Annotated in this window: 14 protein-coding genes; 2 read left to right on the top strand and 12 right to left on the bottom strand. The window is 42.4% G+C overall.

Annotated features, from left to right (window positions below):
* The first annotated feature begins 86 nt into the window (after positions 1-86).
* The gene (locus EXT43_RS11590; RefSeq protein ID WP_130167026.1) at positions 87-4,532 is read left to right on the top strand and encodes a FimV/HubP family polar landmark protein; all 4,446 of its coding nucleotides are present in this window, start codon (positions 87-89) and stop codon (positions 4,530-4,532) included.
* A gap of 61 nt (positions 4,533-4,593) precedes the next feature.
* On the opposite strand, the gene EXT43_RS11595 is transcribed toward EXT43_RS11590, so the two are convergent.
* On the bottom strand, positions 4,594-6,219 hold the full coding sequence (locus tag EXT43_RS11595) for a M28 family metallopeptidase (protein ID WP_130167027.1): 1,626 nt from the start codon (positions 6,217-6,219) through the stop codon (positions 4,594-4,596).
* A gap of 127 nt (positions 6,220-6,346) precedes the next feature.
* Positions 6,347-7,366, bottom strand: a complete 1,020-nt coding sequence (locus tag EXT43_RS11600) for an MBL fold metallo-hydrolase (protein WP_240701495.1) — start codon at positions 7,364-7,366, stop codon at positions 6,347-6,349.
* 175 nt (positions 7,367-7,541) lie between these two features.
* Here EXT43_RS11600 and EXT43_RS11605 point away from each other — a divergent pair, with 175 nt between their 5' ends.
* The gene (locus EXT43_RS11605) at positions 7,542-8,135 is read left to right on the top strand and encodes a TetR/AcrR family transcriptional regulator (protein WP_062564346.1); all 594 of its coding nucleotides are present in this window, start codon (positions 7,542-7,544) and stop codon (positions 8,133-8,135) included.
* Positions 8,136-8,192: 57 nt separating this feature from the next.
* Here the strand turns inward: EXT43_RS11605 and lipA are convergent, their stop codons facing one another.
* The 10 genes from lipA to nadD form a co-directional block, all read right to left on the bottom strand.
* A complete protein-coding gene (gene lipA / locus EXT43_RS11610; protein ID WP_054551675.1) occupies positions 8,193-9,158 on the bottom strand; it encodes a lipoyl synthase in 966 nt (321 codons plus the stop codon).
* Positions 9,155-9,808 (bottom strand): lipoyl(octanoyl) transferase LipB, encoded by a 654-nt coding sequence (gene lipB / locus EXT43_RS11615; RefSeq protein ID WP_082389180.1) that lies wholly within the window; start codon positions 9,806-9,808, stop codon positions 9,155-9,157. The genes lipA and lipB overlap by 4 nt, the downstream gene beginning before the upstream one ends.
* A 19-nt stretch (positions 9,809-9,827) precedes the next feature.
* Positions 9,828-10,106 (bottom strand): DUF493 family protein YbeD, encoded by a 279-nt coding sequence (gene ybeD, locus EXT43_RS11620; protein ID WP_054551674.1) that lies wholly within the window; start codon positions 10,104-10,106, stop codon positions 9,828-9,830.
* A gap of 183 nt (positions 10,107-10,289) precedes the next feature.
* Entirely contained in the window at positions 10,290-11,450 is a 1,161-nt protein-coding gene (locus EXT43_RS11625; protein WP_054551673.1) for a serine hydrolase, read from the bottom strand.
* 54 nt (positions 11,451-11,504) lie between these two features.
* Positions 11,505-12,272, bottom strand: a complete 768-nt coding sequence (locus EXT43_RS11630; protein WP_063527804.1) for a septal ring lytic transglycosylase RlpA family protein — start codon at positions 12,270-12,272, stop codon at positions 11,505-11,507.
* The gene (gene rodA, locus EXT43_RS11635; RefSeq protein ID WP_062564348.1) at positions 12,272-13,378 is read right to left on the bottom strand and encodes a rod shape-determining protein RodA; all 1,107 of its coding nucleotides are present in this window, start codon (positions 13,376-13,378) and stop codon (positions 12,272-12,274) included. The genes EXT43_RS11630 and rodA overlap by 1 nt, the downstream gene beginning before the upstream one ends.
* Positions 13,375-15,255, bottom strand: a complete 1,881-nt coding sequence (mrdA, locus tag EXT43_RS11640; protein ID WP_054561830.1) for a penicillin-binding protein 2 — start codon at positions 15,253-15,255, stop codon at positions 13,375-13,377. The genes rodA and mrdA overlap by 4 nt, the downstream gene beginning before the upstream one ends.
* An 8-nt stretch (positions 15,256-15,263) precedes the next feature.
* Positions 15,264-15,734 carry a 23S rRNA (pseudouridine(1915)-N(3))-methyltransferase RlmH gene (gene rlmH, locus EXT43_RS11645; protein ID WP_036967350.1) on the bottom strand — a complete coding sequence of 157 codons (471 nt, stop codon included), beginning with the start codon at positions 15,732-15,734 and terminating at the stop codon, positions 15,264-15,266.
* Positions 15,735-15,761: 27 nt separating this feature from the next.
* On the bottom strand, positions 15,762-16,079 hold the full coding sequence (gene rsfS, locus EXT43_RS11650; RefSeq protein ID WP_054551669.1) for a ribosome silencing factor: 318 nt from the start codon (positions 16,077-16,079) through the stop codon (positions 15,762-15,764).
* Between the two features lie 56 nt (positions 16,080-16,135).
* Entirely contained in the window at positions 16,136-16,771 is a 636-nt protein-coding gene (gene nadD / locus EXT43_RS11655; protein ID WP_054551668.1) for a nicotinate-nucleotide adenylyltransferase, read from the bottom strand.
* Between the last annotated feature and the right edge of the window lie 3 nt (positions 16,772-16,774).

Consider the following 16,774-nt stretch of genomic DNA (forward strand, 5'->3'; position numbering starts at 1 on the left):
ATAATTAAGAATCAATTCTGCAAGAATTACTTGATGTTTAAGCAACCAAGGTTGCTGCGTTAACATTTAAAACATAAAGGATCAGCATGCGCGGTTTAGCAACACTCTTCATATTAGCGTCTGCATTGGTGGTAACACCGACATACTCTGATGAAGGCACCACACTTAAAGGCCCTAAAGGTGTCGATTACGGTGCGCAGGGGCGCTCTATTGGTCCAATTAAACCGACCGATACATTATGGCGTATTGCCGCTAAAATTCGCCCTGACAACTCTGTAAGTATTTATCAGGTCATGCAAGCTCTGTATGACAAAAACCCATCGTCATTTTTAGATCAAAACCTAAATCATATGCGTGATGGCGCATACCTAAAAATTCCAACCATTGCAGAAATGCGTGCGGTCAACCCGACATTAGCAAAAGCGCGTTCTGAACAAGATGATGAGCTGTGGGAAAAAAAGAAAAATGGTACGCTGACTACAGCTGAAATTAATGAATCGCAAAAGAAAGTAACTCAAGCCCGTAAAGTTGATGTAGACGAAGCAAAACAAGAACTTAAGCAAGAAATCAACACCATTAAAACAGAGCAGGGCACGCAGCTAGTAGAGCTTCAAAAGCAGTTTAAATCGTCGGTTGAAAATGTTGAAGAAATCTTAGCTGAGAACAACAAGCTCAAAAAGCAACTGAGCGGTATTTCTAAAGAGCTTGAAACCGTTCGTGATCAACTTGGCCAAGACAGTGAAATTCAAAAGCAACTGAAAGAGTTGATCACTAAACAAAATGAAATCATAGAGCAGCAAAAAGCAAAAAAGATTGAAGAGGACAGTGGGTTTAGTTTTTCGAATTTACTGAGCAACCCATTTGTTCTCGGTGCTTTAATGTTTATTCCTGCATTACTGATCATTGCAGCCGTTGTGATGTTTTTGAAAAAACGTAACAGCGCCAATGATGATACAGATGCCAGCGATGACGATGAATTTTTACCACAAAGCCCAAGTTATAATGCTGATGATGATTTAGAACCAATTATAGAAACTGATCCGCTAGTTCCTGATCCGGTCGAAGACAATGATGACTTGAGTGTGCGGTTAGATGACGACTTAGACCAAGACATGCTGCCTGATGATGACATCATTTTTGACGACAGCATTGATGATAGTTTTGATGAAGATGACAGTGTTTTAAATCAAGATGAACTAGAAGGTTTATTAAGTGATGACATCGAGTTTAATGATGAGTCTTCAAGTAGTGCTGACGATGATGATTTAGATGCATTTTTACAGCAAGATTTCGATCAAACCGATGACGATAGTTTAGGTGATGAAATTAACCTAGATAGCGAACAGTCTCCAGCAGATTCATCGGGTGATATTTTAAGTGCTGATGACATTGATGATCTATTTGATACTGATGAAGATGACTCGTTAGATAACGCCAATGATGAAATGGCAGCGCTTAGTGAAGAGCTTGCAGAAGATGACGCTGAAGATGATTTTGACATTGATAGCTTAATTGATGAGCAAAACAACACGGATTCTAATCAAGATGTAAACCTAGACGATATTGATGACTTACTCGATGAAAATAATGATGCCTCAACAACTAACGTTGAAGCTGAACTCATCGATGAAGATGATTTTGATATCGACAGCTTAATTGATGAAGCGCAAACAGAAGAGCCAGCAGCTGAAGCTAATGATGCATTAGAAAACGACGATCTTGATGATGCGCTGGATGTTGATGACATTGACTCGCTGTTAGATGAAGCTCAAGAAGAAGCGCCAGCCGAAGAACCAAGCGCGGATGAGCTCATCGATGAAGATGATGACAGCTTAATTGATGATGCACAAACAGAAGAGCCAGTAGCTGAAGCTAACGATGCATTAGAAAACGATGTTCTTGATGATGCGCTGGATGTTGATGACATTGACTCATTATTAGATGAAGTTCAAGAAGAAGCGCCGACCGAAGAACCAAGCGCAGACGATTTAATCGACGAAGACGAGCTTGATGATGATTTAGATGTCGATGACATTGATTCATTGCTAGATGAGACACAAGCAGAGCCTGAAGCGGAGCTTGTTGAAGAGCAGGCTGAAGAGCTTGCAGAAGAACCTAGTGCAGACGATTTAATCGACGAAGACGAGCTTGATGATGCCCTCGATGTTGATGACATTGATTCATTATTAGATGAGGCACAAGCAGAGCCTGAAGCGGAGCTTGTTGAAGAGCAGCCTGAAGAGCTTGCAGAAGAACCAAGCGCAGACGATTTAATCGACGAAGACGAGCTTGATGATGCCCTCGATGTTGATGACATTGATTCATTGCTAGATGAGGCACAAGCAGAGCCTGAAGCGGAGCTTGTTGAGGAGCAGCCTGAAGAGCTTGCAGAAGAACCTAGCGCAGACGATTTAATCGACGAAGACGAGCTTGATGATGCCCTCGATGTTGATGACATTGATTCATTGCTAGATGAGACACAAGCAGAGCCTGAAGCGGAACTTGTTGAAGAGCAGCCTGAAGAGCTTGCAGAAGAACCTAGCGCAGACGATTTAATCGACGAAGACGAGCTCGGTGATGAACTTGATGTTGATGACATTGATTCATTACTAGATGAAGCTCAGACAGAGCCAGAAGCGGAGCTTGTTGAGGAGCAACCTGAAGAGCTTGCAGAAGAACCAAGCGCAGACGATTTAATCGACGAAGACGAGCTTGATGATGATTTAGATGTCGATGACATTGATTCATTATTGGATGAAGCGCAGGTAGAGCCAGAACAAGAACCAGTTGAAGAGCTTACCGAAGAGCCTATTACGGATGATTTAAGCGATGAGTTTGATACTGATGAAATCGACTCACTACTTGATGAGGCTGATGCAGAGTCAGAAGAACCTGAGTTAACAAATGAAAGTAGCTCAGATATTGATGACAATGCTGAGCAAGGCGATGAACTCGATGTAGCAGATATTGACTCATTACTTGATGAAGACGCTAGTGATGAGCAGGACTCTGACGTTGATGATGAGCTCGAAGAGCTTATTCAGCAAACAAATGAGCTGAAGCAAGACACTGAAGCGCAGATATCAGATTTAAGTCATGAACAGAGTGACAGTGCAGATCATGATGAGAATCTACAAGAGTCGCTAGAAGATTTAGCCGATGCTGATCAAGCGGTTGATGACATGAATGTTGAATCGATTGCATCAGAGTTGGTTGATGATACGGATGATAGTGACGAAGTTGATATCGATGAAGCGCTTAATCAAGAGTTTAATGAAGATAGCGATGAGCTATTAGATGAAGATGATAGCCTTGACGAGTTTGATGATCCATCACTGAAAAGTGTCGATGAGTTATTAAATGAAATTGGTGAAGATGATGACTATGTCGAAGCACCAGACTGGTCAATAGATGAACCAGAGCAAGACATAGAAGAAGTTGAAATTGATTTAGGCGATGATCCGCTAGCAGATGAAGACCTAACTGATGAATTTGATTTAACTGCTGACGAAGAGCCATTACAGCAAGATACCGTGACTCCTAGCCAAGAGCTGGAAGAGTATCCTGAACTTGAGCTAGATGAAGCCGGTTTTGAATTGGATGAATCTGATGAAGACATTTCTGGTGAGTTAGATGAAGATGCACCATTACAGTTAAGTCAGGCAGAGCAAGACCTTGCTAATTCATTAGCAACGGGTAATGAGCTTGATCAGCTAGACGATGATTTTGATGATGAGATCTTGCTTGATAATGAATTTACAGAAGATGATATTCTTGACCCTGAGGATGACTTATCGGATCAATCACAGAGTGAAGGCACAACAGAGTTAACGAGCGAAGCGCCAATTGACGATGAGGTGGCTGATAGCCAAGACGAATTAGAGGAGTTCCCTGAATTCGAATTGGACGATATTGAACTTGATGATGCCGTAGAAGCTGAGCAAACATTAGCTGATATCGAGTCTAATTTAGCTGACGAGTCTGATTTAAGTGAGCTGTCAGACGATGAAATCGATGATGATTTTATGGCTGACCTTACTCAAACAGACTTTGATGCGCTGTTAAATGAACTAGCAGAGCCAGATGAAGCTGATATTGCTGATGCCAGTGAATTCGACGTTGATTTTAATGCACTATTAAATGAAGACTTACAGGGTGAAAGCGAACAGCCAGTTGAACCTGAAGTACAGGCATTAGATGCCGAGGAGCAACAAACTACTTCAACGGATGAGTTTGTAGATATCGATTCATTACTTGAACAAAGTGACGATGAAGCACTCGATCACGAACCTTATGATGAGGTTGATATGGATGTAGGACTGAGTGATTTTAATGACTTACTAGCGGGTGATAACCCAACTGATGTTGATGCCGAAAGTGGTGGTTACTCAGCAAAACTGGACTTAGCTCGAGCATATATCGAAATAGACGACTTTGACTCAGCGCTGCAAGCCATTGAAGATGTTATTGCCAATGGCCCAGAGGAAGTGCAAGAAGAAGCACAATCACTTAAGGCTAAAATTAACGAGTAATAAGTAAAACTGACAATAAAAAACCGAGCTACTAGCTCGGTTTTTTATATCTAAGCGAAGGTTATTGCTTGTCTTGTAAGCGACGAGCTTTGAAGTCAGACTCGGCTTTCCACTTAGGCCAATCGCCGTTATCAGCAAGTTTGGCAGCAATATCAACAATCAGTTCAATATCTTGCTCAACACCGCCCATAGACCAATCTGCTGAATAGTCGTCAGCTTCTTTATGATATTTGTGCGCGATGTAATCAGGATCTGTATCACCTAAACTCATAAATAGTAAGCTAGGAACGCCTTGTTTAGCTAAAGAGAAGTGATCAGAGCGGAAGAACAAACCATTTTGAGGACGAGGGTCCATTTTTACATGACGACCTTGTGCTTTCGCTGCATCTGCAAGGTAGTCTTCCATTTCAGACATGCCTTTACCGTATTGTAATATGTAGTCAACGCCGTCTAGGACGTTCATACCATCAATATTAAGCAACGCGACCATTTGCTTGGTTGGTACAATCTCGCCAGTTGCGAATTGCTCTGAGCCAATAAGCCCTGTTTCTTCAGCCGTAAAGTTGGCAAAGATAATAGAGCGTTTAAATGGTTTTTTCTTATGCATTTCAGTAAGAATACGGGCTATTTCAATCGTTGCTGCGCTACCTGATGCGTTATCAACAGCACCATTGTAGATTTTCACACCGTCATCAGTTTGCTTGGTGCCAAAGTGGTCCCAGTGCGCACCAATTACAATGTACTCATCAGGAGTTTCGCTACCTTTAAGCGTTGCAACAACATTATGCGATTGCGCTTGAGAGATATCACTTTTCAGTGTCAGCGCTGCTTTCGCTTTTAAGTCGACAGGTTTAAAGTCAGCTTTTAGTGCGTTGGCTTTTTCAGTTTGATAATCAAGGCCTGCTTGAGCAAAAATTTCATTTGCCGCTTGCTCATCAATCCAACCCATTACAGGGATGTCAGAAGCATTCTTATCTTGGTCGATTAAGGTATATTTGCTACCCGTGTTCGAGCTTTCTACAACGCCCCAAGGGTATGCGGCAGGAGCAGTTTCGTGAACGATAAATACTGCTTTTGCACCTTGGCGAGCACCTTCTTCATATTTGTAAGTCCAACGACCATAGTAGGTCATAGCATTACCGGTGAAAAGCGTGTCGTCTTGCGTGGCAAAACCAGGATCATTAACAAGCACGATAATTGTTTTGTCTTTTACATCAATATCTGCAAAGTCATCCCAATTATATTCAGGTGCATTAATACCATAGCCAACAAACACAACATCAGAGCCATCAATGTTGATTTCAGGGTTAATTTGTTGGGTACGGGCGGTAAAATCACTGCCAGCATTAAAGCTTAAATCACCCACTTGTAAGGTCATGTTTTGATCTGGAGTGAGTTTTGCCATGGTAACTGGCTGTAAAAACTCGCCATTAAAACTACCGCTTAAGCCGAGTTTTTTATACTCGTCGGCTAAATAATTAATGGTTAGTGTTTCGCCTTCAGTTAAAGGCCCACGGCCTAAGAATTCATCAGAGGCGAGGGTTTTAATATGTGAGCGTACATTGGCAATGTTTACGGCTTCATTGCTTTCAGCACTTGGTTCATCAGTGCTTGTTGTTGGTTGCTCAGAGCAGCCGAATAAACCAATTGCAAGTGCCAAGCTTGCATACTTAAGGTGAGTTGTCATAGTTTTTCTGGTTGATTGCACAGGGTTTCACTATATGGGACGCGAAGGGGGGCTGTCCAGAAAGAGTCTATAAATAACTAATTATTCAGGATGAAAGGATAATAATGCACCTTTCATCCTGCCAATTTTACCACCACGCTTTATCAATGGCGGTATCTTGAATTTTAAATACCTCTCCAACTAGCGGAGTACTCAGTGATACTTGCTCTTGTCCTGCTTTTTTAGCGACACGTTTAAGTGGGTCATACCAAGCATGAAAGGCCAGATCGAATGTTCCATTATGCACTGGCACCATCACTTCACCTTGTAAATCGAGGTGAGCTTGTACTGATTGTTCTGGTGTCATGTGAATGTCAGCCCAATCTTTGTCGTAAGCACCGGTTTCAATAAAGGTGATATCAAACGGCCCGTAGCGATTACCAATTTCTTTAAAGCCAGCAAAATAGCCAGAGTCACCGCTAAAATAAAAGCGCTTATCATTTACTTTAATAGCCCAAGAGCCCCAAAGAGTTTTATTGCCGTCTGTTAAACCTCGGCCAGAAAAGTGCTGGGTTGGTGTAAATACAATTTGGCTATTTGCCATATTTTGCTCTTGCCACCAATCAAAGCTATGGACTTTTTGTTTATCAACGCCCCATTTTTTCAGGTCGTTTTCGACTCCTAATGGCACATAAAAAGAATCTGTTTTATCAACAAGCTGTTTAATTGCCGCTTTATCTAAGTGGTCATAATGGTTGTGTGAAATAAACACCTTGGCAATGTTTGGTAACTCTGCAATGCTGATAGGTGTTGGCTGAAAGCGCTTTGGCCCCATGAATGAAAAAGGCGAAGCGCGTTCTGAAAATACCGGATCAAATAGCCAGTATTCGCCATACACTTTCGCTAAAATAGAGGAGTGACCTAATTTCACAAAATGCACTGTGTCATTAGATAAACGCTCAAGCTGTGCATGAGAAACAGAATGCATAGGCAGTTCACCTTTTGGCTCTGCATCAATTTTCTTTTCTGTAATAAAGCGTTTGAAGATACCTAGCGTTTTCTTAAAGCTGGGTCTTTCTACCTCAGCAGTATTGTGGAACTTGCCATCAGATAATTGCGCAGAGTGGCTTTTATCACTCACGCCTTCGGCGGCTAATTGATTATTCATAATAAACACTCCTATCACGATGCATAGAGTGGCGATTGCGAGCCATTTTATAAATTTCATATCGTCACCATAAGTAAACTACACGGTGTAGTTTTTCATAGTTTGCTATAAAAGTAAACTATCTAGTGCATTTTTTATTTTTGCGTTACACTAGTAACCCTTATCGGAGGGGCCCATGAAATTATCACAGAGAAAACGATTAGATATTTTGAATGCAGCTGAGACATTGTTTTTTCAGCAAGGTGTTGAGCATACCAGTATGGATCAGGTTGCAAGCTTAGCGGGTGCCTCAAAGCGTACCGTATATAATCACTTTGAAAATAAAGATGTGTTGTTTCAAGCCATTCTAGTGTTTATGTTTGAAAAAGTCCGCCAAGAGCAAGCGGTTGTATTTGATGCCGCTGTGCCAATTGCACAGCAGTTAACACGCATTGCTGAACAAGAAGTGGCGCTTTTGACCTCTGAAGAGTTTTTAAAAGTAGCGAAAGTCGCTTTTATGCAGATGTTACAGCAGCCTGATTTAGCAAAATCATTAGCCAGTAATAACATGGGCTGTATGCAAGATCTGGTGGCGTTTTTAGAAGCGGGTGTGCAAGCACAGGTTTTAACGATTGATGATGTTGAGTTTGCAGCGAAACAGTTTGTGTATCAGTTAAAGTCGCTGATCTTTTATCCGTTGCTGTATGGCTTTGAGCGCCAAGAAGGCGACTCCGATAACAAAGTAATAAGCGAAACTGTAAAAATGTTCTTAGCGCGTTATGGGCGCTGATATTTTGGAACATTAAAAAGCCCGCTTAATGCGGGCTTTTAAATAATTGTAAAAGTATTACTTCACTTCTTTACCAGCTGCTTGTTGGTCAGCATGGTAGCTTGAGCGAACAAATGGACCACAGGCCGCATGTGTAAAGCCAATTTCGTCTGCATAATCTTTTAAAGCATCAAACTCTGCTGGCGGCACATAGCGTTTAACCGGTAAGTGGTGCTTAGAAGGTTGTAGGTATTGACCTACTGTTAGCATATCAACGTTATGCTCGCGTAAGTCACGTAACACTTCTTCGATTTCGCTAATTTCTTCACCTAAACCTACCATCAAACCAGATTTAGTTTTCACATCTGGATGTGCTTCTTTAAAGCGACGTAACAACTCAAGTGACCACTTATAGTCAGCACCTGGACGCGCTAATTTGTATAAACGCGGTGCTGTTTCTAGGTTGTGGTTAAATACATCTGGCGGCGTCTCGATTAAGATATCAAGGGCTCTGTCCATACGACCACGGAAATCAGGTACTAGAATTTCAATCGTGATTTCTGGGTTGTGCTTACGAATTTCACGAATACAGTCAGCAAAGTGTTGTGCACCACCATCACGTAAATCATCACGGTCTACTGAGGTGATTACAACATAGCTTAGCTTCATGTCTTTAATAGTCAGCGCTAGCTTTTCTGGCTCAGCTGCATCTGGCTTTAATGGACGGCCATGGGCAACATCACAGAACGGACAACGGCGAGTACAAATAGCACCTAAGATCATGAAAGTAGCAGTACCATGGTTGAAACATTCAGATAGGTTAGGGCACGAAGCCTCTTCACACACTGAGTGTAAACCATGTTTACGCATCGCTTGTTTAATACCATCAATACGTTCAGTTGATTTTGGTAAGCGAATTTTTAGCCACTCTGGCTTACGCAACATTTCGTTTTTTTCAGTCGGTAAAACTTTAACTGGGATCAGTGCCATTTTTTCTGCATCACGCAGTTTTACGCCTGGTTCCATTTTGACTGGTTTATTCATTCGTTTTCAAACCCTTCAGTGTGCTTAACCACAGTAGCATTAAGCTTTTTAATCATGTGTTTTACAAGCCCTGCACCTGCTTGCTCGAGGTTTTGCGGACCGTTAAGATCGGTTGTTTGCACCATGTTCATGCCAGCATAGCCGCATGGATTAATACGTAAGAATGGACTTAGATCCATACTTACATTTAGTGCTAAACCGTGGAAAGAGCAACCGCGGCGAACGCGAAGGCCTAATGAGGCAACTTTGCTGTCGTTAACGTAAACACCGGGTGCGTCCGCTTTCGCGTAGGCATCAATGTCGTAGTCTTTTAACGTATCAATAATGCACTCTTCAAGCCAGGTTACCAGCTCCCTTACACCAATGTTTAAACGACGTAAGTTGAATAGCACATACATCATTTGTTGGCCTGGTCCGTGATAGGTAACTTGACCACCACGATCCACTTGGATCACTTCGATATCACCGGTATTTAATAAGTGCTCAGCTTTGCCTGCTTGGCCTTGCGTAAATACTGGCTCGTGCTCTACAAGCCAAATTTCATCTGCTGTGTGCTCATCACGGGTGTCGGTAAAAGATTGCATTTTTTGCCAAATTGGCATGTAACGCTGACGACCTAGTTGACGAACGATTAATTCTCTTTCGCTCACGACTTACTCCGTAATCGGCCTATAGCATGTGACGTACGTCATCGATGTTGCTGATCACGTTATAAATTTCTTCAATGTGCTCTTTACTTGTAACGGTTGCTACAAGCGTTACAGATTCGTAATTACCTTTGCTGCTTGGTTTTACCTTTGGCGCATAATCGCCAGGTGCAATTGGTTGCAGCTTTTCTAGGATCTGATCTGTTAGATTTACGTTAGCTAAGCCCATGATTTTAAATGTGAATGGGCATGGGAAATCTAAATACTCGTCAAACTTAGTATTTTTTACAGGTTGAACCACGACGGTGACTCCTCAAACAGTGAGTGTGCTTAATAGAGGTGTTCTCTGCCATTTCTTGGCGTTAAGCAAACTTAGATTACGACGCACTCGACCCAGCGCGACTGATATGGGGCGCATTCTATCATTTTTCAGACAAAAAAAAACGCCTTGCGGTGCAAGGCGTTTATAAACTTTATGACCAGATTACTGAATTTGTAAACGTAGGTAATCGTAGATCTTGCTAAAGAAGCTGCCTTCTTCCACTTCCTCTAGTGTAACTAGTGGATATTGTGCAATTTCTTCACCTTCAAGCTGTAAGAATAGCGTGCCTACTTTAGTACCTTTAGCAAGCGGCGCTTCTAATGTTTTATCAAGCTCGAAGTTCGCTTTTAAGTTTTTACGCTGACCACGTGGAATAGTAATAGGTGTATCTTCTAAGATACCTAACGATACGTTTTCTTTGTTACCCATCCAAATACGTTGCTCAGCAAAGCTGTCGCCTGCTTTATATGGCGTGATTGTTTCGAAAAAGCGGAAACCGTAGTTTAATAGTTTTTTGCTTTCAACTTTACGAGCACGTTCGCTTTCTGTGCCCATTACTACCGCGATTAAACGCATGTCATCTTTAGTTGCAGAAGTTACTAAGCTATAACCCGCTTCTGATGTATGGCCAGTTTTAATACCGTCAACGTTCATGCTTTCATCCCATAACAATGAGTTACGGTTGTATTGCTTGATGCCGTTAAAAGTGAATGATTTTTTCGCGTATACTTCGTACTCATCTGGTACATCGCGAATAAGTGCAGCACCTAAAGTTGCCATATCACGTGGTGTCGTGAAGTGTTCGTTAGTATCTAAACCATGGCTATTTACGAAGTGGCTGTTAGTCATGCCAAGCTTTTCAGCGTGGGCATTCATTAAATCAGCAAATGCGCTTTCACTACCAGCAATGTGTTCAGCCATTGCTACACAGGCATCGTTACCCGATTGAATAATGATACCGTGGTTTAAGTCATCAACACTGATCTGCTTACCGACTTCGATAAACATTTTTGATGATTCAGGAAAATTCTTTGCCCAGGCTTTTTCACTGACTGTAACCATATCAGTTGGTGCAATATTACCTGCTTTGATTTCAGTACCAATTACATAACTGGTCATCATTTTGGTTAAACTAGCCGGTGCTAATTTTGTATCAGCTTCGCCTTCGGCAATTACTTTACCTGTGGTGAAATCAACCAAGAAATAACCTTTCGCATTAACTTGAGGTGGGGCAGGGATAATTTGGGCTGTTGCAGAAAATACGCTAGCAGTGCAAACAAGGCCACAAACGCCACTTAAGATTTTATATTTTATAGATTTCATCGTACTCATTAATGGTTAAAGTTAAACATGTTGCGTTAACCTATTCTAAAGGTCTTACTCACTGTAAAGCAAGAACGCGTTCTGAAATTGGTTTTGTTTTAGCTTTTCTAAAACTGCTTGTGCTTCTGCGGCATCTTTTATTGGACCAAGACGTAATCGATAGATTCCATCTTTTTCAACAATGTTTGTTGGCACATGATATTGCTGACGAAGTTGAAACGCGAGGGCTTCAACATTAGCAAGAGTACTTCCCGCTGCAACCTGAATGTAGCTTAAACGAGGGGCAGAATTGGCAAGGGTAACAGCCTCAACCTTAACACGGGCTGTACCTTGTCGGTAATAGCCTAATTTATAGGCCGCAGAATAAGATAAATCGATAATCCGGTCATCATGAAACGGGCCTCGGTCGTTTACACGAACAATTACTGATTTTCCGTTATCTAAATTTGTTACTCTGGCAAAGCTCGGTAGCGGCAGTGTTTTATGAGCTGCTGTCATCGCAAACATATCGTACACTTCGCCGTTTGAGGTGTGATAATTGTGAAACTTTCGACCATACCACGAAGCAATGCCTTCTTCAGAGTAGCCAGTTTCATCTAACATCGGCGTGTAGCGTTTACCACGGACTTCGTAAGGGCGACTAGCGCTTGCGCTTTTAACAACCGGGGTGACTATGGCATCTTGCATTTCAAGTTCGGTTGGTTTTCGAAGCGGGGCTGCATCATGCTCCATAGCATAACGGCCTTGCTGAGATGAAGAGCTACATGCCGCAAGCAGCACAGAAAATAACGCTATAAGTAAGTAATTGACTCGCTGTGTCATTATTTTAAAAGCATCCTTTTATCGGTGGCGATAGACATGATAATGCCAAATCCGGCCATCAAGGTCACCATTGAGGTGCCACCATAGCTTATTAGTGGTAACGGAACACCTACTACAGGCAGTAAGCCCGAAACCATGCCAATATTTACAAATACATAAACAAAGAAGGTGAGTGTTAATGCGCCGGCAAGCAGTTTACCAAACGCATCTTGCGCGTTGACCGCAATATATAAGCCACGGCCAATAATAAACAAGTACATACAAAGTAATAAACAAACCCCGAACAGGCCAAACTCTTCGCTCAGTACAGAAAAGATAAAATCGGTATGACGCTCAGGTAAAAACTCTAGTTGTGATTGTGTGCCTTGCAGCCAGCCTTTACCTTCAACGCCGCCAGAACCTATCGCAATTTTCGATTGAATAATGTGGTAACCCGAGCCAAGCGGGTCGCTTTCAGGATCTAAAAAGGTCAGTACCCGTTGTTTTTGATAATCAAGCATCACGTAATGCCAAAACGGCCATGCTGCCAAACCAACAGTAGCAGATAAAAAGCCAATAAGACGCCAACTTAGCCCAGATAAAAATAATACAAATATCCCTGAGCTGGCAATCAGAATAGAGGTACCTAAGTCGGGTTGCTCTTTAATTAAAATGGTTGGCACCATTACAATCGCAAAGCCAATAATTAAATGGATGATTCTTGGCGGTAGATGGTTACGCCCGATATACCATGCAACCATCATTGGCACGGCTATTTTCATTAACTCTGACGGCTGGAAACGGGTCACTCCTAAGTCAAGCCAACGCTGTGCACCTTTTGAACTAACCCCAAATAACAACACCCCAACCAGCATTAAAAGCCCCACGCAGTAGAGCGGAATAACCATACTTTTTAATGTGTTAGGCGAAAACTGGGCGAGTATAAACATACCTAGGATAGCGCCAAACATACGTGTTGCGTGGCGTATCATCATTGCAGAGTCTTGGCCGCTGGCGCTGTAAACAATTGCTAGGCTGGCTACCATCATCGTCATAAGGGCGATAAGTAGAGGTAAATCGAGGTGTAGGCGCTGCCAAATTGAGCGTTTTTTATTTAATGGGATCATGGCGCGTCACTTTGGGCTATTTGAATCGGGTTCGCTGAAAAGTAGTAATCCATTAATTGACGCGCAATAGGCGCACCAACCGTACTACCACCACCGGTGTTTTCAACCACCACAGAGACCACAATTTGTGGGTCGTTATAGGGTGCAAAACCAACATAGATAGCGTTATCACGTTGGCGCTCTTTAAGTGATTTAGCGTCGTAACGCTCACCTTGAGCAATACTCACAACCTGAGCAGTACCTGTTTTACCAGCTGGGTCGTAATTCGCTCCTTTAAAAGCTTTATGCGCCGTACCTGTGACTTTATGTACGGTGTTGTGCATCGCATCTAGCGCAATTTGCCAATGATGAGGATTTTTTAATACTACAGGTGGCTTTTCATCATTATTAATTTGCGTTACTTCGTTTTCTTTTTTAGCGACTTGTACAAGATGCGGAGGATGATCGAGCCCGCGGTTCACTAAGATGTTGGTAGCATTAGCTATTTGCATTGGTGTTGCGGTCCAATAACCTTGGCCGATACCCACTGAAATGGTGTCGCCGCGCCACCATGACTCTCTAAAGCGGGCTTCTTTCCATTCTCGCGATGGCATAATGGCAGATGTTTCTTCATGAATATCGATTCCAGAGAGCTCGCCAAAGCCAAATTGCGTCATAAAGTCACTGATTTTGGTGATCCCTAAACGGTAAGCAACATCGTAAAAATAGGTATCGCATGATTCTTCAATAGCACGATAAACATCAACATGACCATGGCCCCAACGTTTCCAGTCACGCCATTTGTGCTCCACATTAGGAATTTGGAAAAAACCCGGATCCCAAATTTGTGTTTGCTCGGTTACCAGTCCTTCTTCAAGGGCAAGGATCGACATATGAGGTTTAACTGTAGAGGCAGGTGCATAACGCCCTTGCGTGGTACGGTTAATAAGTGGTCGGTCTGGGTTTAACAACTTTTTGTAATCTGTGCTGCTGATACCATGGACAAATAAATTCGGGTCATAACTAGGGTTAGAGTAGAGCGCTAAAACGCCGCCATCTTTAGCATCAAGCACTACAATGGCACCACGCATATCTTTTAAGGCATGTTGAGCAATTTGTTGCAGGCCAATATCTAAAGTAAGTACTAAGTCGTGACCAGGCTCAGGTGGCGTGAGGCTTAAAGTACGGATAACTCGGCCACGGTTATTCACTTCAACGCGTTGTGAACCAACTACACCATGAAGGAGTTCTTCGTAATATTTTTCGATACCCAGCTTACCAATGTCGTGCGTTGCACGGTAGTTAGTAGCTTGGTCTTCAGCTTCAAGTTTGGTGAGTTCTTTTTTGTTGAGTTTGGCAACATAACCTAAGGCATGGGTAAGGGTATCGCCATAAGGGTAATAGCGAGCTAAACGCGCTTCGATACTAAAGCCAGGAAACTTATGCTGATTAACAGAGAACTTTGCAACTTCGGTTTCGTCTAAACGGGCTTTTAATACTTGGCTTTTAAAGCGGCGATTGTGCTTAATGTCATCTAGAAAGTCAGCTTTTTGTTGCTCAGTTATTTCGATAACTTTTTCAACTTCGCTCAGTGCCTCTTCAAGGTTATCAACTTCCTCGGGGATCACTTCTAAATTATAAACTGGCTTGTTTTCAGCCAGTAATACGCCATTTCTGTCGTAAATAAGCCCACGGTTAGGGGCAATTGGAATAACTTTGATGCGATTATCGTTCGAACGTGTTTGATAGTCTTGATGTTCGATAACTTGGATGTTGTATAGGTTAGATAACAACACACCAATTAACAGTGTAACAAACACAAAACCCACAAATGCTCGGCGAGCAAATAAGTTTGCCTCAGCCGAGTGGTCTCGAATCGTGGGTCTGTGTTTTCGCATTGGCTTTACTACTCGCGATGATAAGGATGGTTGTTATTCAAGCTCCAGCCTCGGTATAGGCTTTCTGCAACAATAATGCGCACTAGTGGGTGCGGTAGTGTCAGGTTTGATAATGACCACTTTTGCTCAGACGCTGCAATACACTCAGGTGCTAAGCCTTCTGGTCCGCCGATCAATAAGCTAACATCGCGACCATCAAGCTGCCACTTTTCCATACTTTTTGCCAGCTGATGGGTATCCATTGGCTTACCGGTTACCTCTAGTGTAACAATGCGGTTACCTTTAGGGATAGCAGCAAGGGTCTTTTCGCCTTCAAGTTGTAAAATACGTTTGATATCCGCATTTTTACCACGTTTACCTGCGGGGATTTCAATTAGCTCAAGGGGCATATCACGTGGGAAGCGACGTTGATATTCTGTGAATCCGGTTTCAACCCATGCTGGCATTTTGGTGCCAACAGCAATCAATTGTATTTTCAAAATGGTTACCTATGTCCTTGCTAAGGGTTAGCCCCAAAGTTTCTCTAGATCATAGAAGTCGCGAGTTTGGTCTTGCATAACATGCACAACCACATCACCTAGGTCCACAAGCACCCATTCACCTTCGTTTTGGCCTTCGTAACCGAGAGGCTCTTCACCTGCATGGCGTGCTTCTTTAGCAACATGATCAGCAATAGATTGTACATGGCGTTTAGAGTTACCTGAGCACACTAACATGTAATCAGTAATGTCAGACTTACCACGAACATCAAGCTGTACCACATCACGGGCTTTCATATCGTCGACTTTATCAAGGGCAAATGCGAGTAGTTGTTTAGAATCCAAAGTGTTTTCTCAAAAATAAATAATCTTAATTTGTTATTTTATCACGCAGGCAGTATTTATTCATCTGTTTGGTAAAGATGATGCTGCGCAATGTATTGACTTACATTGGTAGGTAAAAGTTCCGCTATATCATTATTTAAATGCAGCTTTTTTCTGATTTCGCTTGAGGCGGCATTAACTTGTAAGCCATTTAAAAAGAATAACTTACCTGCAGGGGCTTGTTGTAGCTGGCTAAGTTGCTCTGTTACGGCATTCTCTTTATAAGCTGCAAGTTCACCAGATACTTGGCAGTGCTGCCCCGGACGCTGGTACACGACGATATGACAAAGTTTGACAATCTCTTGCCATTTAAACCATTTATCTAGGCTATTGAATGAGTCCATGCCGATTAAAAACATAATCGGCGCTGCTGGGTTTTCTGCACGAAGCTCTTCTAAACTCAGCAAAGAATAAGACGCACCTTCTCGGTTTAGTTCGCGGTAATCGATAGCAAAATGCGGATTGTCGTCAATCGCAAGTTTTAGCATGTTTATACGATGCTCATCACTTATTCCTGGCTTGGCTTTGTGGGCAGGAATAGCGCAAGGCATGAAGTAAAGGGTATCGAGTTGGCACTGCTGAACACACTGCTGGGCCATATTAATATGACCTAAGTGAATTGGATCAAAGGTGCCACCAAAAATAGCAATCATGAA

The sequence above is a fragment of the Pseudoalteromonas sp. CO109Y genome, assembly GCF_004208935.1.
Taxonomy (GTDB): Bacteria; Pseudomonadota; Gammaproteobacteria; order Enterobacterales; family Alteromonadaceae; genus Pseudoalteromonas; species Pseudoalteromonas shioyasakiensis.